General features: G+C 67.3%; 22 protein-coding genes. 20 read left to right on the forward strand and 2 right to left on the reverse strand.

What is annotated here, in order from left to right; all coding sequences use genetic code 11:
• Genes nifN through UCD39_RS08410 form a run of 7 tightly spaced genes read left to right on the forward strand, consistent with a single transcriptional unit; the run spans position 1 to position 3,909 of the window.
• Positions 1–1,383, forward strand: a complete 1,383-nt coding sequence (nifN, locus tag UCD39_RS08380) for a nitrogenase iron-molybdenum cofactor biosynthesis protein NifN (protein ID WP_330495606.1) — start codon at positions 1–3, stop codon at positions 1,381–1,383.
• On the forward strand, positions 1,380–1,775 hold the full coding sequence (gene nifX / locus UCD39_RS08385) for a nitrogen fixation protein NifX (RefSeq protein ID WP_330495607.1): 396 nt from the start codon (positions 1,380–1,382) through the stop codon (positions 1,773–1,775). Before nifN ends, nifX begins: the two co-directional genes overlap by 4 nt.
• A gap of 5 nt (positions 1,776–1,780) precedes the next feature.
• The gene (locus tag UCD39_RS08390; protein WP_330495608.1) at positions 1,781–2,266 is read left to right on the forward strand and encodes a NifX-associated nitrogen fixation protein; all 486 of its coding nucleotides are present in this window, start codon (positions 1,781–1,783) and stop codon (positions 2,264–2,266) included.
• 17 nt (positions 2,267–2,283) lie between these two features.
• Positions 2,284–2,517 (forward strand): CCE_0567 family metalloprotein, encoded by a 234-nt coding sequence (locus UCD39_RS08395; protein ID WP_330495609.1) that lies wholly within the window; start codon positions 2,284–2,286, stop codon positions 2,515–2,517.
• 15 nt (positions 2,518–2,532) lie between these two features.
• Complete coding sequence (gene fdxB, locus UCD39_RS08400) at positions 2,533–2,835, forward strand: ferredoxin III, nif-specific (protein WP_330495610.1); 303 nt, start codon at positions 2,533–2,535, stop codon at positions 2,833–2,835.
• Positions 2,836–2,849: 14 nt separating this feature from the next.
• Complete coding sequence (locus UCD39_RS08405; protein WP_330495611.1) at positions 2,850–3,470, forward strand: nitrogen fixation protein NifQ; 621 nt, start codon at positions 2,850–2,852, stop codon at positions 3,468–3,470.
• Positions 3,471–3,492: 22 nt separating this feature from the next.
• Entirely contained in the window at positions 3,493–3,909 is a 417-nt protein-coding gene (locus UCD39_RS08410; RefSeq protein WP_330495612.1) for a Rieske (2Fe-2S) protein, read from the forward strand.
• 19 nt (positions 3,910–3,928) lie between these two features.
• Here the strand turns inward: UCD39_RS08410 and UCD39_RS08415 are convergent, their stop codons facing one another.
• Together UCD39_RS08415 and UCD39_RS08420 are read right to left on the reverse strand one after the other, a co-directional pair.
• Positions 3,929–4,549 carry a hypothetical protein gene (locus UCD39_RS08415; RefSeq protein WP_330495613.1) on the reverse strand — a complete coding sequence of 207 codons (621 nt, stop codon included), beginning with the start codon at positions 4,547–4,549 and terminating at the stop codon, positions 3,929–3,931.
• 255 nt (positions 4,550–4,804) lie between these two features.
• Positions 4,805–5,395 (reverse strand): hypothetical protein, encoded by a 591-nt coding sequence (locus tag UCD39_RS08420; protein ID WP_330495614.1) that lies wholly within the window; start codon positions 5,393–5,395, stop codon positions 4,805–4,807.
• 297 nt (positions 5,396–5,692) lie between these two features.
• Between UCD39_RS08420 and UCD39_RS08425 the strand changes: the two genes are divergently transcribed.
• From UCD39_RS08425 to nifA, 13 genes are all read left to right on the forward strand, one after another.
• The gene (locus tag UCD39_RS08425; protein ID WP_145734540.1) at positions 5,693–6,013 is read left to right on the forward strand and encodes a HesB/IscA family protein; all 321 of its coding nucleotides are present in this window, start codon (positions 5,693–5,695) and stop codon (positions 6,011–6,013) included.
• Positions 6,014–6,024: 11 nt separating this feature from the next.
• Positions 6,025–6,330, forward strand: coding sequence for a NifU family protein (locus tag UCD39_RS08430; RefSeq protein ID WP_330495615.1), 306 nt, complete (start codon positions 6,025–6,027; stop codon positions 6,328–6,330).
• Between the two features lie 22 nt (positions 6,331–6,352).
• Positions 6,353–7,534 carry a cysteine desulfurase NifS gene (gene nifS, locus UCD39_RS08435; RefSeq protein WP_330495616.1) on the forward strand — a complete coding sequence of 394 codons (1,182 nt, stop codon included), beginning with the start codon at positions 6,353–6,355 and terminating at the stop codon, positions 7,532–7,534.
• Between the two features lie 25 nt (positions 7,535–7,559).
• Positions 7,560–8,687 (forward strand): homocitrate synthase, encoded by a 1,128-nt coding sequence (gene nifV / locus UCD39_RS08440; RefSeq protein ID WP_330495617.1) that lies wholly within the window; start codon positions 7,560–7,562, stop codon positions 8,685–8,687.
• 21 nt (positions 8,688–8,708) lie between these two features.
• Complete coding sequence (gene cysE, locus UCD39_RS08445) at positions 8,709–9,434, forward strand: serine O-acetyltransferase (protein WP_330495618.1); 726 nt, start codon at positions 8,709–8,711, stop codon at positions 9,432–9,434.
• Positions 9,418–9,768 (forward strand): nitrogenase stabilizing/protective protein NifW, encoded by a 351-nt coding sequence (gene nifW, locus UCD39_RS08450; protein ID WP_145734543.1) that lies wholly within the window; start codon positions 9,418–9,420, stop codon positions 9,766–9,768. The genes cysE and nifW overlap by 17 nt, the downstream gene beginning before the upstream one ends.
• A 210-nt stretch (positions 9,769–9,978) precedes the next feature.
• Positions 9,979–10,146 (forward strand): electron transfer flavoprotein subunit beta/FixA family protein, encoded by a 168-nt coding sequence (locus tag UCD39_RS08455; protein WP_322485361.1) that lies wholly within the window; start codon positions 9,979–9,981, stop codon positions 10,144–10,146.
• Positions 10,143–10,832 (forward strand): electron transfer flavoprotein subunit beta/FixA family protein, encoded by a 690-nt coding sequence (locus UCD39_RS08460; RefSeq protein WP_330495619.1) that lies wholly within the window; start codon positions 10,143–10,145, stop codon positions 10,830–10,832. Before UCD39_RS08455 ends, UCD39_RS08460 begins: the two co-directional genes overlap by 4 nt.
• A gap of 43 nt (positions 10,833–10,875) precedes the next feature.
• On the forward strand, positions 10,876–11,982 hold the full coding sequence (locus UCD39_RS08465; RefSeq protein WP_330495620.1) for an electron transfer flavoprotein subunit alpha/FixB family protein: 1,107 nt from the start codon (positions 10,876–10,878) through the stop codon (positions 11,980–11,982).
• Positions 11,983–11,994: 12 nt separating this feature from the next.
• Entirely contained in the window at positions 11,995–13,299 is a 1,305-nt protein-coding gene (locus UCD39_RS08470; protein ID WP_145734546.1) for an FAD-dependent oxidoreductase, read from the forward strand.
• Positions 13,296–13,619 (forward strand): ferredoxin family protein, encoded by a 324-nt coding sequence (locus tag UCD39_RS08475; RefSeq protein ID WP_416211179.1) that lies wholly within the window; start codon positions 13,296–13,298, stop codon positions 13,617–13,619. The genes UCD39_RS08470 and UCD39_RS08475 overlap by 4 nt, the downstream gene beginning before the upstream one ends.
• Entirely contained in the window at positions 13,619–14,503 is an 885-nt protein-coding gene (modD, locus tag UCD39_RS08480; protein WP_330495621.1) for a ModD protein, read from the forward strand. Before UCD39_RS08475 ends, modD begins: the two co-directional genes overlap by 1 nt.
• A 302-nt stretch (positions 14,504–14,805) precedes the next feature.
• Positions 14,806–16,461 carry a nif-specific transcriptional activator NifA gene (gene nifA, locus UCD39_RS08485; RefSeq protein WP_330495622.1) on the forward strand — a complete coding sequence of 552 codons (1,656 nt, stop codon included), beginning with the start codon at positions 14,806–14,808 and terminating at the stop codon, positions 16,459–16,461.
• Positions 16,462–16,528 lie beyond the last annotated feature (67 nt).

Here is a 16,528-nt window from a genome sequence, read left to right on the forward strand (position 1 = left end):
ATGGCGACGGTCACCCACGTCAAGAAGGCCTGCACGGTCAATCCGCTGAAGATGAGCCAGCCCATCGGCGCCGCCCTGGCCTTCATGGGCCTGCGTGGCGCCATGCCCCTGCTGCACGGGTCGCAGGGCTGCACCTCCTTCGGGCTGGTGCTGTTCGTCCGCCACTTCAAGGAGGCCATCCCCCTGCAGACGACGGCCATGAGCGAGGTCGCCACCGTGCTGGGCGGCTACGACAACGTCGAACAGGCCATCCTGAACATCCACAAGCGCACCAAGCCGGAAATCATCGGCATCTGCTCCACCGGGGTGACCGAAACCAAGGGCGACGATGTCGAGGGCTATATCCGGCTGGTGCGGGAGCGGCATCCGGAGGTGGCGGATCTGCCGCTGGTCTATGTCTCCACCCCCGATTTCAAGGACGCGTTCCAGGACGGCTGGACCAAGGCCGTGACGCGCATGGTGCGGGAACTGGTGTCCCCGCCGCCGCCCGGCATCGCGCGGGACCCAGGCCGGGTCACCGTCCTGCCCGGCTGTCACATGACCCCCGGCGACCTGGATGAACTGCGCACCATCCTGGAGGATTTCGGCCTCAAGCCCAGCTTCCTGCCGGACCTGGCCGGTTCCCTGGATGGTCATATTCCAGAGGATTTCACGCCCACCACCATCGGTGGCATCGGCGTGGATGAGGTGGCGGGCCTGGGCGCGTCGTCCTGGGCCATCGCCATCGGCGAACAGATGAGGCCGGCGGCGGAGGCGCTGCAGGAGCGCGCGGGCGTTCCCTTCCGCCTGTTCCCGCGCCTGTGCGGGCTGGAGGCCGCCGATGCCTTCATGATGTTCCTGGCGGAGATCAGCGGGCGGCCGGTGCCGGTGAAGTACCGGCGGCAGCGCGGGCAACTGGTCGACGCCATGCTGGACGGCCATTTCCACATCGGCGGCCGCAAGGTCGCCATCGGGGCCGAGCCGGACCTGCTGGCCGACGTGGGCGGCATGTTGCACGGCATGGGCGCCCACATCACGGCTGCCGTCACCACCACCCATTCCCCCGTGCTGGCCGGGGTCGAGACGGATGAGGTGCTGATCGGCGATCTGGAGGATCTGGAGCGCCGGGCGCGGGAGCGGGACTGCGACCTGCTGATCACCCATTCCCACGGGCGCCAGGCGGCCACCCGCCTGGGCATTCCCTTCTTCCGCATGGGCCTGCCCCTGTTCGACCGGCTGGGGGCCGGGCACCTGGTTTCGGTGGGCTATCGCGGGACGCGGGATTTGATCTTCGCGCTCAGCAACCTGGTGATGGCCGACGCCGAACTGCATCACGAGGCCACGCCCGACACCTGGCGGGTGGTGGACGGGGACAGTCTTAAATCAGAAGGGGAAGCCGCATGAAGGTCGCTTTCGCCACGCAGGATATGAAGCGGGTCGACGCCCATTTCGGCTGGGCCCGCCACATCGCCATCTATGAACTGGAACCCGACGGCCATCGCCTGCTGGAGGCGGTGGAATTCGACGGCGACCTGCGCGAGGACGGCAACGAGGACAAGCTGGCGCCCAAGATCGAGGCGATCAAGGACTGCGCCATCCTCTATGTCGCCGCCATCGGCGGGTCTGGCGCCGCCCGCGTCGTCGCCAACAACATCCACCCCATGAAGGTCACCCAGCCGGAACCGATCGAGGACCTGCTGGAGCGGTTGCGCGCCGTGCTGAACGGCACGCCGCCGCCCTGGTTGCGCAAGGCCATGGCCAAAGGTACGCCCCGCATCCTGGACTTTGAGGATTGAGCATCATGTCTGACGTGTTGGACCTGCCGCCCACCGCATCGCCCGAGGTGGCGGCGGCGGCGCAAAGCCCCTTCATCCGCCAGCTGGTCATGATCTGGCGCGCCCAGGACACCCACGGCACCTGGGAAGGCAAGACCGACCTGGCCCTGCTGGACCCCTATATCGTGGACCGGGAGAAGCGCCGGCAACTGCCCATCCTGGGTGATCCAGATCCCGAGACCATCTGGCGGCTGGAGCTGTTCTTCAACGCCGTGGCGCTCAGCATCGAGCAAGCCACCGGCGTCATGGTGTCCCCCATGCTGAAGATGAGCCATGAAGGCTTCGGCCGCTTGGTGCTGATCGGTGGCCGGCTGGTGGTGGTGAACAAGCAGCTGCGCGACGTCCACCGCTTCGGCTTCGACAGCTTGGCCAAGCTGGCCGAGGAAGGAGCGAAGTACGTCCAGGCGGGCGTGGACATGATCGGGCGCTTTCCCGATGTCGCCCGGTATTGAGCGCGGGGAGTGAGGCCATGAGCGATGTCGAGACCCTGAAGGGCGAAATCAAGAAGCAGTCGGCCCGCGCCATGCAGGCCAAGATGGACCTGCACGACCTGTCGGAGGAGCTGCCCGTCAACTGGACGTCCATCCTGGCGGTGGCGCAACGCGCCCACGACGCCTTCGCCGAGCTGGAGCGCAAGCGGGCCTATCTGAAGACTCTGGAAACCGCCGGGGCCACCGCCGCCCAGCTGTCGGTTGCGCCTTAGAAGGAGTTCGTCCCCATGTCTTCGCTCACCCGCGACGGCCGGTCCTGGCAGCCGGATTTCCTGATCGCCATCGATGCCAAGCGCTGTATCGGCTGCGGCCGCTGCTTCAAGGTCTGTGGCCGTGGGGTGATGGCCCTGAAGGGCCTGACCGAGGAGGGGGACTTGGTCGATCTCGACAATGACGATGAAGATGACGAGATCGAAAAGAAGGTCATGGTCATGGACGATGCCGGGGCCTGCGTTGGCTGTCGCGCCTGTGCCCGGGTCTGTCCCGCGAACTGCCAGACCCACGCGCCCCTGGCCGCGGATGCCGCCTGAGGAGGGGGAAGCCGATGCGCAGCGCCGACGCCTGTTATCGCTGGCTGATGGACCGGGCCTGGGTGGAGGCCGATCCCTTCGATCTGCACATCGCCGCCGCCATCCTGTCGCTGGCCTGGGCCGAGGCGGCGGCCGGGCGGGGTTCTTTGCCGCTCTGCGCCGGCCTGGACGGCGCCGCCCTTGAGGGCCTGGCCCTGCGCCTGTTCCCCGGCGCCTGGGCCGGTATGGCCGCGCTGGCGGACGGCCCCGCCGCGCTGGAGGACGATGAGCAGGCGGTGCGCGACCTGCTGTGGATGTATGCCGACGGCGGCACCCCGCTGCAGCGCGACCTGGCGGCCATGATCGCCCGACGGTGCAGCCGCCCTAACCACCTGTGGCAGGACCTGGGCCTGCGTGACCGGGGCGAGCTGTCGTCGCTGATGCGGCGCCACTTCGGTGGCCTCGCCCGCCGCAACAGCCAGGACATGAAATGGAAGAAGTTCCTGTTCCGCATGATCTGCCGGTCGGAGGGCTTCACCTTGTGCACCGCCCCCGTTTGTACCGAGTGCGATGACTTCGACCATTGCTTCGGGGCGGAGGATGGCGAGGCCATGATGGCCCACCTCCGCTCCGGCCGGCCGGCCCCCATCCCCTGACCGTCGCGCGAGGCGCATGCCCATGTCCGCCACCTACGTCCTGTGCCGCCTGGACGACATCCCCAGCCGCAAGGCCCGGGGCTTTCAGCTGTTGCGTGTCGATGATGACGGGGGGCACCGGCCCTGGGGCATCATCGTCATCCGCTGGGGCCGGCAGGTGGTGGGCTACGTCAACCGTTGCCCGCACAACGGCGTGCCCTTGGATTGGGAACGCAACCAGTTCCTGGATCCGGACGGCACGCGGCTGATGTGCGGCAAGCATGGCGCGCTGTTCGACCTGGGCTCCGGACTGTGCGTGGACGGCCCCTGCCGGGGTGCGGCCCTTCAGCCGGTGACGCTGTCCGTCGAGGATGGGGACATCTGCGTCACCGGCGTCACGCTGGTGGAGGATGAGGAATTGGACGGCGACCTGCCGCCCTGCGAGGCGGAAGGGGTTTAGGATCGGCCGTGAAGCCGGCTTAGCGGTGCTGGGCCTTGTTCCCCTTGGGGCATTGATCCCCATAAGCGACGGCATAGGGGGAGTTGAAGCATCGGATCAGCCCGTCGAGCACACTGAGGTTGGCGGGCCATTTTAGCCCGGTGTCCTTGAACTCCTCCTCAAACCAGGCCGGTTCCGGCAAGGCGGCTAGACGTCGCCGTGCCGCCTTCAGCCCCGCCAAATCCCTGTTCAGGAAGGCGATGGTTCCCAAGGCGTATTCATAGAAACCCAGTTCCATCCCCCTCTTGTCGGGATTGACGCCCGCCATCATCAAAGGCTTGGCGGCACGGTAATCACCCACCAAGGCTTCCATTTGACCTGCATGCCAATACAGGGCGTGTAGGCTGCCCGGTTCCAGCTTTTGCCAATTACGGTCGATGTAGGTCTTGATCAAGTCGGTGGCCGCTTTTTTACAGCCGTCTTGGTATGCCAGCGTTCGCCAGCCCCCATTCATGTCCTGATCGAACGCCCTGGGTTCCAGTTGCATCATTTGCTCGGTATCGACCGTGCACTGGGCGGGTTTGGCAGGTTCATCTGCGGCCTGCCCGACAGAGGCGGTCATCACAGCGGCGAGCAAAAGCGTGATTTTGAATGCGGCCATGGCAATATTCCCCAGAATTTTATGTCAGCCGCTGAGTACCAAGGCCCCAAATGCACCGCCTGGTCGCCACCGGCTGCCTCCGTGTGGGCTATACAGCTTATAAGTTGCAAATCATTAGCATGGCAGCGGAGAAATGAAAGGGGCAAGCCAGCAAATAATAATTGAATAACTCTGCCAGTGGGGCTGTCGGGGCAACGCGCTTTGAGCGACGCGGCCCCGGTCGCCGGCCCGTGGGTGAGGGGCCAAAGGGCGTCGTCAAACCGGCCGGTTCTCATTGCGGTTCTTGACCGGCAGCATGCGCGCCACCCCGTCCTCATAGCTCAAGGCCGGATAGCGCCCGTCGAAGCGCAGGGCGATGTCCAGCAGGACGTCCAGCTTGCCGGCGGTGTCCAGTTTCTTGAGGTCGTTCTTGTCGATGCCCATCAGGTCCATCATCTCCTTCCACACGGTGGATTCATCGCAGGGCAGGACGATGAAGGCGATGCCGTCCAGGGTCACCGTATAGCCGGCCAGCAGGTCGATGTTATTGCAGAAGATGAAATACTTGCCGCTGGACCGCAGCAGGCCGGCCAACACCTCCGACACGTCCTTGAGATAGGCGAAGGAATGCACGTAGCCGGCCAGGACGGGCAGGGTGGCTTCCCCTTCCTGGGCATAGGTCAGCACCTGTTCCAGCTTGTAGTCGGGCGGGCGCTTTTCATCGGCGATGTGCGGCTGGAACTTCAGGGCGATGTCGCCACGAAAGCCGAAGCGGCCAGGCTTGGTCGTCGGCGCCTTCAGCACGGCGTTCATCAGGCGGTCTTCCTGGGCTAGGCGGGCCAGGGCGGTGTTCTCAAGCGTCGTCATCGGGCAGGCTCCTGCGGGGAATGCATCAAAGGAACGGCCCCGGGCGGGACCTCGCCAGTCTTCTTTGCAAACGCTTTGCCGGTCGGTCTTATGGGCGCCGGTCACCTGTTTTTATGGGGCTTTCCGGGATGGCGACCCCGCCCATTGCAGCAAACGCCCCTGTCGCAAACCCGACATTTGGGACGTGAACGCAACAGCGCTTGGGGGAAAGCGCCAGGTTTTCCAACGAATTGGCCAATGGCACGCGCCTTGCCAAGGGAAGGGGGTCACCCATCCACCCATCCTGGCAGGTGCCCCATGATCAACTTGACCCCCAGTGCCTTGAACGCCGTCCGCAGCGCCATCGCCGGCGCCGCGAACCCCGCCGGCGGGTTGCGCATCAGCGTCGATGCCGGCGGGTGCGCCGGCTACAAATACAGCATGGGCCTGACCGGCGCCGCGGAGCCGGAAGACACCGTCATCGACCACGACGGCGTGAAGGTCTTCGTCGACACCAAGAGCCACGAGTTGCTGGACGGCACCACCATCGACTTCGTGGTGGCGCTGGAAGGCTCGGGCTTCACCTTCGACAACCCCAATGCCAAGTCCGCGTGCGGCTGCGGCAAGTCTTTCGGTTGAGGGGGCCGGCCATGCTGATCCCCACGCTTGAGGAACAGACGATCGACCGCGCGGTGCCGGACGGAACGGAAGACCGCCGTGTCCAGGTCATCCGCGCCGCCATCGCGGAAATTCGCCCCGGCCTGCAACGGGACGGCGGGGATTGTGAACTGCTGGAGGTCGATGGCGACGTCGTGCGCGTCCGGCTGACAGGGGCCTGTGTCATGTGCCGCCTCAGCAGCGCGACGCTGGAGGGCATCCAGGCGCGGGTGGTGGAGCGCCTGGGGACCTTCGTCCGCCTGGTGCCCGTCCTGGGCCGCGCGCCGGGCCCGCACTGAACCGGCAGGGGGGAACCAGCCCATGAGCCCCGTCTACCTCGACAACAACGCGACGACCGCCACGGATGCGGAGGTGGTGGCGGCCATGCTGCCCTGGTTCACGGAGCGGTATGGCAACCCCTCCTCCTCCCACGCCTTCGGAGCGACGGCGGCGGAGGGCGTCCGGCTGGCGCGGCGGCAGGTGCAGTCCCTGCTGGGGGCGGCCCATGACCATGAGGTCGTCTTCACGTCCGGGGGGACGGAGTCCAACAACACCGCCATCCTCTCCGCCCTGGACAGCCAGCCCGGCCGAACCGAGATCGTGACGACGGCGGTGGAACACCCGGCCGTCCTGGCGCTGGCCGCCCACCTGGAAAAGACGCGCGGCGTCACGGTTCATACCGTGGGCGTGGATGGCGAGGGCCGGCTGGACCTGGACGATTTCGAGCGGGCGCTGGGGCCGCGCACGGCCCTGGTTTCCGTCATGTGGGCGAATAACGAGACGGGCACGCTGTTCCCGGTGGCGGCCCTGGCCCGCCAGGCCCACGCCGCTGGCGCCCTGTTCCACACCGATGCCGTGCAGGCCGTGGGCCGCGTGCCCATGCGGCTGCGGGATACCGAGATCGACATGCTGTCGCTGTCGGGACACAAGCTGCATGGCCCTAAGGGCATCGGCGCGCTGTATGTGCGCAAGGGCGTGCCCTTCCGCCCCCTGATGCGCGGCGGCCGGCAGGAGCGCGGGCGGCGCGGCGGCACGGAGAATGTGCCCGGCATCGTCGGCCTGGGGGCAGCCGCTGACCTCGCGGCGCGCTATTTGGAGACGGAGCGGGGCTGGATCGAGGATCTGCGCGACCGGCTGGAACAGGGCGTCCTGTCCCGCATCGGCCATTGCCATGTCCTGGGCGACCTGGACCACCGCCTGGCCAATACGGCCTGCATCGCCTTCGATTATGTGGATGCCGACGCGCTGCTGCTGATGCTGGACCGTGCCGGGATCGCGGCGTCCTCCGGCTCCGCCTGCGCGTCGGGCACCATGGAGCCGTCGCATGTGCTGCGCGCCATGCGCGTGCCCGTCGGCGCCATCCGGGGCGCCATCCGCTTTTCGCTGTCCCGTGACACGGCCGGCGCCGACATCGACCGGGTTCTGGATGTCCTGCCCGACATCGTCGGCCGCCTGCGCACCCAATCGCCCCTGTGGCGGGACCGGGTTCCCACCTTCGCCTGACCATCCCCCCAAAAGGAGACGCAGCATGCTGAAAGCACCGCCCATCGTCATCAACGACAGCACGTTGCGCGACGGCGAACAGGCGCCCGGCGTCGCCTTCACCGTGGCGGAAAAGGTGGCCATCGCCCGCAAGCTGGAGGCGGCCGGCGTGGATGAGATCGAGGCCGGCATCCCCGCCATGGGGCCGGCGGAGATCGAGGCCATGGCCGCCGTGGGCACCTCCCTGGAACGGTCGGCGGCCATCGCCTGGTGCCGCCTGACGGAGGCTGACGTCGAAGCCGCCCTGCGCACCGGCCTGTCGCGGGTCAACCTGTCCATCCCCGTGTCCGACCGCCAGATCCGGGTTAAGTTGCAGGTCAGCCGCCAGGACATCATTCCCCGCATCCGCCGCGTCGTGTCCTACGCCCGCGACCGGGGTTTGGCCGTGGCCCTGGGGGGTGAGGATTCCAGCCGGGCCGACATGGATTTCCTGCTGCGCGTCGTCGCTGCGGCGGAGGAGGCCGGCGCCCATCGTTTCCGCTTCGCCGACACGGTCGGCATCCTGGACCCCTTCCGCACCCACGAGATTTTCCGCCAGCTCTGCGCGGAAACGGACCTGGAGCTGGAATTCCACGGCCATGACGATCTGGGCCTGGCCACCGCCAACACCCTGGCCGCCGTGCGCGGCGGCGCCACCCACGCCAGCGTCTGCGTCCTGGGCCTAGGCGAGCGGGCGGGCAACGCGGCCTTGGAGGAGGTGGTGGCGGCCTTGGGGCCCATCGCCGGGCGTCATACGGGCGTGGACCTGACCCAACTGACGGGCCTGGCCGAACTGGTGGCGGCCGCCGCCGGCCGGCCCATCCCGGTGGCCAAGTCCATCGTCGGGTCCGCCGTCTTCGCCCATGAGTTCGGTATCCATGTCTCCGGCCTGCTGCGCGATCCCGAAACTTATGAGGCGCTGGACCCCGCGTGGTTCGGTCGCGTGCGCTCCATCGTCCTGGGCAAGCATTCAGGGATGGCGGCCATCAACAACGCCCTGAAGTCGCTGGGCCTTTCCCCCGATGAAGGTCGCGCCCGCCGCGTCCTGGATGAGGTGCGCAACTGCGCCGTGGCCTGGAAGCGCCCCATCAATGAGGGCGAACTGCTGAAGTTCTACGAGGCGGCTGGCGATTGACCGCGATGACGGGAGGCGGCGATGGCGGGGGAACCGGGATTATGGGGCGTGGTGGGTGAGGACATCGCCTGCGTTAAGGCGCGCGACCCGGCCGCCCGCCACAGGGTGGAGATCCTGCTGACCTATCCCGGGCTTCATGCCGTCATCCACCATCGGGTGGCCCATCGGCTGTGGCGCCGGGGCCTGCGTTTTCCCGCCCGCGTGCTGTCCTGGTTCGCGCGGCTGGTGACCAACGTGGACATCCACCCAGGCGCCCGCATCGGCCGGCGCTTTTTCATCGACCACGGCGCCGGCGTGGTGATCGGGGAGACGGCCGAGGTGGGGGACGACGTGACCCTCTATCACGGGGTCACCCTGGGCGGAACCAGCTGGTCACCCGGCAAGCGCCATCCCACCATCGGGTCGGGGGTGTTGATCGGGGCTGGCGCCAAGGTGCTGGGGCCTATTGAGGTGGGGGCGGGCGCCCGCATCGGCGCCAATTCCGTGGTGGTCGAGGACGTGCCGCCGGAAATGACCGTGGTCGGCATTCCCGGCCGGGTGGTGCGCGACCCGCGTGTCCGGCGGCGCACCGCCGGGCGGATCGACCTGGACCACCATTTGATCCCCGATCCGGTGGGCGAGGCGCTGACCCTGATGCTGGACCGTATCGCCTTTCTGGAGGCGCGCCTGGCCCATACCCAGGGCCGGCTGGCCGCGCTGTTGTACGAACCCGAAGCGGAGGACAGGGACCATGGGCGTCTTGGATGAGTTGTCGCGGCTGTCATCGGCCGAGGATTTCTTCACGTTCCTGGAGGTGCCGTTCGACGCGGCGGTGGTGCGCGTGGCGCGCCTGCATATCCTGCGGCGCATGGGCCAATACCTGCGGGGCAGCGAGGTCGAGGACGCGTTCACCGGCCTGGACGACACTGAAATCCGCGCCCTGTGCCGGGGCCATCTGGAACAGGCCTATCAGGATTTCGTCGCCTCCACCCCCATCGCTGAGCGGCTGTTCAAGGTGCACCGCGACGCGGTGGCGCCCAAGCCGCCGGCGGCCAGGCCCTTCGTGCCGCTGGCGGCGCTGGAGGGGGCCAAGGCCCCGTGACGGCGCGCGCACGGGACGCGACAGGTCGTGTCGGCTATCCGACAAAGTGAAGCCCCCAAGATCGTGCGGCCGCTGGTGGTGATTTTGAATCAATGGGTTAGAGAGTTGTGTCGGCTGGCACGCCCCTTGCCTAGTGATGGATGTGATCCATGGGATCGGTAGGGCCAGAGGATCGGTAGGGCCAGAGGATCGTTAGGGAAGGAACACGAGATGCACATCGTCGTCTGCATGAAGCAAGTTCCCGACAGCGCGCAGATCCGGGTCCATCCCGTGACCAACACCATCATGCGCCAGGGGGTGCCCACCATCATCAACCCTTATGACCTGTTCGCGCTGGAAGAGGCCTTGCGCCTGCGCGACCGCCTGGGGGGGAGGTGACGGTGCTGACCATGGGGCCGCCCATGGCGGAGGATTCGCTGCGCAAGGCGCTGACCTTTGGCGCCGACCGCGCCGTCCTGCTGACCGACCGGGCGTTCGCAGGCTCGGACACGCTGGCCACCAGCTTCGCCCTGGCCGCGGCGCTGGACAAGGTGGGGCGGGAGTTCGGGGTGCCGCCCATCGTGTTCACTGGAAAGCAGACCATCGACGGTGACACGGCCCAGGTGGGCCCCGGCATCGCCAAGCGCCTGGGCCTGAACCAGCTGACCTACGTCGCGCGCATCGCCGACCTGGACCCCGCCGCTGGCACCATCACGGTGGAACGGCGGGCGGAGGGGGGGCTGCAGGTCCTGCAAACCCGCCTGCCGGTGCTGATCACCATGCTGGAGGGTGTGAACGAAATCCGCCGGGGCAGCCTGGACGACGCCTATCGCGCCGCCCGTGCCCAGGTGGTGCGGTGGAGTGCGGCCGACGCCGGCATCACCGACCTGGCCTCCTGTGGTCTCAAGGGCTCCCCCACCATTGTGAAAAAGGTGTTCGCCCCCCAGGGCCGGGCGGAGCAGGTACGCCAGGTGCCGACCAACGACCGCTCGGCCGATGAGCTGGCGGCCGATGTCATGGCCGCGATTTTCCAGACCCAGCCGGCCCTGGAAGAAGACCTGTTGCGGTTCGCCGCCGGGCAGTGAGCCCCGGATGAGCCTCGGCCAGCCCCCTAGGGAGTAGAAGACGATGAGCGACGCACCCAACGCACAGCCTCCCAAACCCGCCGCCGGCGGACGGGCGGGCACCAAACGGGAACTGCCGGAACGGTTCAAGGCCTACAAGCATGTCTGGGTGGTGGTGGAATGCGAGCACGGCGCCGTTCATCCGGTGTCGCTGGAATTGCTGGGGGAAGGGCGCAAGCTGGCGGACAAGCGCGGCGTCGAGTTGGCGGGCGTGGTGCTGTCAGGCGACAGCATCACCGCCGCCCAGACGGCTGCCGCCGCGTTCGAGCATGGCGCCGACCTGGTCTATACCGTCACGGCACCCGTCCTGGCGCATTACCGTAATGAGACCTACACGCGGGCGATGACCGATCTGGTCAACACCCACCAGCCGGAAATTCTGCTGCTGGGGGCGACCAACCTGGGACGTGACCTGGCGGGCTCGGTGGCGACCACGCTGCGGACCGGCCTGACAGCCGACTGCACCGAACTGGCCATTGATGACGAGGGGTCGTTGGCCGCGACCCGGCCCACCTTCGGCGGGTCCCTCCTGTGCACCATCCTGACCCTGAACTACCGGCCGCAGATGGCGACCGTGCGCCCGCGCGTCATGGCCATGCCGGCGCGGGAACCGGGGCGCTGGGGTCGCATCGTCGAACACCCGCTGGACCTCGCGGAAGACGACGTGGTCACCAAGGTGCTGAGCTTCATCGCCGACCGTGAGAGCGACAAGGCGCAGCTGGCCTACGCCGACATCGTCGTCGCTGGCGGCCTGGGCCTGCGCTCGGCGGAAAATTTCCAGCTGGTCCGGGCGTTGGCGGAGGTGCTGGGCGGTGACTACGGCGGCTCGCGCCCGCTGGTGCAGAAGGGATGGATCACCGCCGACCGCCAGATCGGCCAGACGGGCAAGACCATTCGGCCCAAGCTGTACATCGCCGCCGGCATTTCCGGCGCCATCCAGCACCGCGTGGGGGTGGAGGGGGCGGACACCATCGTCGCCATCAACAGCGACCCCAACGCCCCCATCTTCGACTTCGCCCACCTGGGCGTGGTCGCCGACGCCATCGAGCTGCTGCCGGCCCTGACCCGGGCGTTCCAGGCGCACCTGTCCGTCAACCGCCTGGCCGGCTGAAGGAGGCCCGCGATGATTGAGGAAAAGTTCGACGCCATCGTGGTGGGGGCCGGTCCCTCCGGCAACGCCGCCGCCTACACCATGGCCAAGGAAGGGCTGAAGGTCCTGCAGTTGGAGCGGGGGGAATATCCCGGTTCCAAGAACGTGCAGGGCGCCATCCTCTACGCCGACGCGCTGGAAAAGATCATCCCCGACTTCCGCGAAGACGCGCCCCTGGAACGCCATGTGATCGAGCAGCGGCTGTGGACCATGGACGACACGTCCTACGTCGGCATGCACTACCGCTCTGACGACTTCAATGAGGAGCGGCCCAACCGCTACACCATCATCCGCGCCCAGTTCGACAAGTGGTTCAGCGGCAAGGTGCGGGAGGCCGGTGTCGTCCTGCTGTGCGAAACGACGGTGACGGAGCTGCTGCGCGATACCCAGGGCCGGGTGATCGGCGTCCGCACCGACCGGGAGGGAGGCACCGCCTTCGCCGACGTCGTCATCCTGGGCGAAGGGGTGAACGGCCTGGTGGGTCAACGCTCCGGCCTGCGGCCGGAGCTGAAGCCGGAGACGGTGGCGCTGGCGGTCAAGGAGATGCACTTCCTGCCGCGCGAGGTCATCGAAAGCCGCTTCAACCTGAAAGGCAACGAGGGCGCGGTGATCGAGGCCATGGGCACCATCACCGATGGGATGACGGGCACCGGCTTCATCTACACCAACCAGGAATCGATCTCGATCGGCATCGGCTGCATCGTGTCGGATTTTGCGGAAAGCGGCCGCACACCCTATGGCCTGCTGGAGGCGTTCAAGCGCCACCCCAGCGTCCGCCCCCTGCTGGAAGGCTCGGAGTGCAAGGAGTACGCGGCCCATCTGATCCCGGAAGGCGGCTACAACGCCATGCCCGAGTTGTTCGGCGACGGGTGGATCGTGGTCGGCGACGCCGGGCAGTTCGTGAACGCCGTCCACCGTGAGGGCTCCAACCTCGCCATGACCACGGGCCGCGTCGCCGGGGAGACGGTGGTGTGGCTGAAGCGGCGGCGCGAGGTGGCGAGCAAGGCCAACCTGGCCGAATACCAGCGCCGGCTGGAGGCGACCTTCGTCATGAAGGATCTGAAGAAGTACCGGCGCATTCCGGATTTCCTGCATCGTAACAAGCAGTTCTTCGGCGTCTATCCCAAGCTGCTCAGCGCCGCCGCCCAGACCTGGTTCCGGGTGGACGGCGTCGACAAGCGCGCCAAGGAGAAACAGATTTTCCAATCGTTCCGCGAGGGCCGGACCCTGCCCGGCCTGATCGGCGACGCCCTCAAACTGGCGAGGTCCTGGCGATGATGAACACGACAGAGGTTGGGGCGGCCCCGAAGGCGCCCCCGGTGAAGGTGGAGGAACGGCTGTTCCAGAACCGCTACCTGGTGGATGCGGGGCGGCCGCATATCAAGATCAAACCCCATGCGGAACCGTCCAAGGCGCTGATGGCGCTGACCCATCTGTGCCCCGCCGGCTGCTACAGCCTGAACGACAAGGGGCAGGTGGAGGCGGTGGTGGATGGCTGCGTCGAATGCGGCACCTGCCGGGTGCTGACCGCCAAGACGGGGGAGGTCGAGTGGAACTATCCCCGTGGTGGGTTCGGCGTGCTGTTCAAGTTCGGCTGATGGCGGCGGACCTGGAGGGCGCTTCCTCCTGGGGCGATGCCTGGCCCCTGCCAGAGTCGGCCATCGAGCGGCTGTTGGAAGAGGATGTGCGCTATGGCGACCTGACCACCCGTGCCCTGGGCATCGGTGGCCGGCTGGGGCGCATGTGCTTCCTGGCCCGGGCGGACATGGTTCTGTCCGGTGTTGACGAGGCCGCGCGCCTGCTGGCCCGCACGGGGGCCGTCATTGATCATAGGGCGCCGGCGGGTGGGCGTTACGTCCCGGGCGACCGGCTGCTGGAGGTTTCCGGGACGGCCGCCGCCCTGCATGCGGGCTGGAAGGTGGCGCAGACGCTGATGGAATGGGCCTCGGGCGTGGCCAGCGAGACGCGCGCCATCGTCGACGCGGCGCGGGCGGCCAATCCCGCCATCGCCGTGCTGTGCACCCGCAAATCCGTTCCCTATACCCGCCAACTGGCGTGCAAGGCGGTGATGGCTGGCGGCGGGGACATCCACCGCCTGGGCCTGTCCGACACCATCCTGCTGTTTCCCGAGCACCGGGTCTTCCTGGAGCCGCCCCACGATCTGGGTGCGGCCATCGCCCGCCTGAAACGGTCGGCGCCGGAGCGCGCGATCATGGTGGAGGTGACCGGCGAGGGGGATGCCCTGGCCGCCGCCGCCCATGCCGATCTCATCCAACTGGAGAAGTTTTCGCCCGAGGCGGTGCGCCGGCTGGTGGACCGGTTGCCCCGGCGCGCCGACGGGCGGCCGGTCATCGCCGCGGCTGGTGGCATCACGCCACAGAACGCGGGTGCGTATGCGAAAGCGGGTGCCGATACTTTAGTCACATCCGCCCCCTTCTTCGCCCGGCCGCGCGATATCCAGGTAAACATAACGTCCATGTAATCAACGCGATTGCGGGGAATGGTTCGGCGACTAAACATTATATTTCGCTGGCCTGGGTTGTGAATTTCACTTGCGGTCTCGTGCTGCGCCTGCGAAGCTTTGTGGCAGGTACTTGACTGGACTGGCAGTTGGCAGGGGTCGCGCCGCCGCATTGGCGGACCCCAAGACACGAAAGGATTCGTGCGATGCCTATGACTGGTTCCGCCTCTCATGCGTCCGCGACATCCACTCCGCCCCTTTCGGTGGCCGATCGAACGCGTGCTGGTGGCTTCTCTTCCCGTGCGGAAATAGCGCTGCACGGCGTGTATGAGATTTCCAAGATCCTGGCGGTGCCCGCCCGCCTGGAAACCACCCTTTCCAACGTCCTGGCGCTGCTGTCCAGCTTCCTGGAGATGCACCACGGCATCATCGCCTTGCTGGGGGATGACGGTTCGCCCCAGGTGGTGGTGGGGCTGGGCTGGACGGAAAAGAACGCCAAGAGTTATTTCGACCGGCTGCCGGAACGGGCCATCGGCCAGATCGTCACCACCCAGATGCCGGTGGTGGTGGAGAATGTGGCCGACAATCCCTTGTTCGACGACTGGTCCGCAACGGAATGGGGCGCCGGCTCGCGCATCTCCTTCATCGGTGTTCCCATCAAGGAAAGGGACCGGGTCATCGGCACCCTGACGCTGGACCGCATCTGGGAGGGCAAGGCCACCTTCCGCCTGGATGAGGACGTGCGCTTCCTGGTGATGATCGCCAACCTGGTGGGCCAGACGGTGCGGCTGCACGACCTGATCGGCCGGGACCGCGAACGGCTGATGAGCACGCAGCGGCGCCTGGAAAAGGAGTTGTCCGAAACCGCGCGGGTGGAGCGCGAGGCCCGGCCCCAGGGCATTGTCGGCAACAGCCCGGCCATCCGCTCGGTCATCGACAAGATCAAGATCGTGGCGCGCAGTCACTCCACCGTGCTGCTGCGCGGGGAATCCGGCACCGGCAAGGAACTGTTCGCCCGCGCGACGCACGACTTGTCGCCACGGCGCGCCGGCCCGTTCGTGAAGCTGAATTGCGCCGCCCTTCCCGAAAGCATGCTGGAATCGGAGCTGTTCGGGCATGAGAAAGGGGCCTTCACCGGCGCCCTGACGCAGCGCAAGGGCCGCTTCGAGCTGGCGCACGGCGGCACCCTGTTCCTGGATGAGATCGGGGAGATCTCGGCGTCTTTCCAGGCCAAGCTGTTGCGTGTGCTGCAGGAGGGGGAGTTCGAGCGCGTCGGCGGCTCCCGCACCTTGAAGGTCGACGTCCGGCTGGTGGCCGCCACCAACAAGAACCTGGAGGATGCGGTGGCGCGGGGTGAGTTCCGGGCCGACCTCTACTATCGCATCAACGTCGTTTCCATCTTCCTGCCGGCGGTGCGCGACCGCCGCGAGGACATCAACCTGCTGGCGTGCGAGTTCCTGAAGCGCTTCAACGAGGAACATGGCACCCGCAAGAGCCTGACCTCCTCGGCCTATGCCGTCCTGGAAAGCTGCTACTTCCCCGGCAACGTCCGTGAGCTGGAGAATTGCGTGCGCCGGACGGCCACCCTGTCGAAGGAGGCGGGCATCATCGCCGATGACTTCGCCTGCCGGCATGACGAATGCCTGTCGGCCACCCTGTGGAAGGGCGCCATCGGCCCAGGCAGCGCGTTCAAGATCATGTCGCGCCCGTCGGCCCCGGTGCCGCTGCCCCGTCAGCCGGCATCGGTGGGGCCTGCACCCGCGCCGGCGTCGGCGCCGGAGGAGGGGGAGGGCCGCTGCCCGCAGGCCGGCACCTGTACGGTGGCCCAGGGTGACGGCCTGTCGGAACGGGAACGCCTGCTCCAGGCGATGGAGACGGCCGGATGGGTGCAGGCCAAGGCCGCACGGCTGTTGAACCTGACGCCGCGCCAGGTCGGCTATGCGCTGATCAAGCACAACATCGAGGTCAAGAAATTCTGAATTCCCGCCAGGATCGAGAGCGGGTGCCTGGGCCCCGAGGGGGCCGTTGACTTGAGGACGGAACAGC

The sequence above is a fragment of the Nitrospirillum karajorum genome (assembly GCF_036348415.1).
In the GTDB taxonomy this organism is placed as follows: Bacteria; Pseudomonadota; Alphaproteobacteria; order Azospirillales; family Azospirillaceae; genus Nitrospirillum; species Nitrospirillum amazonense_B.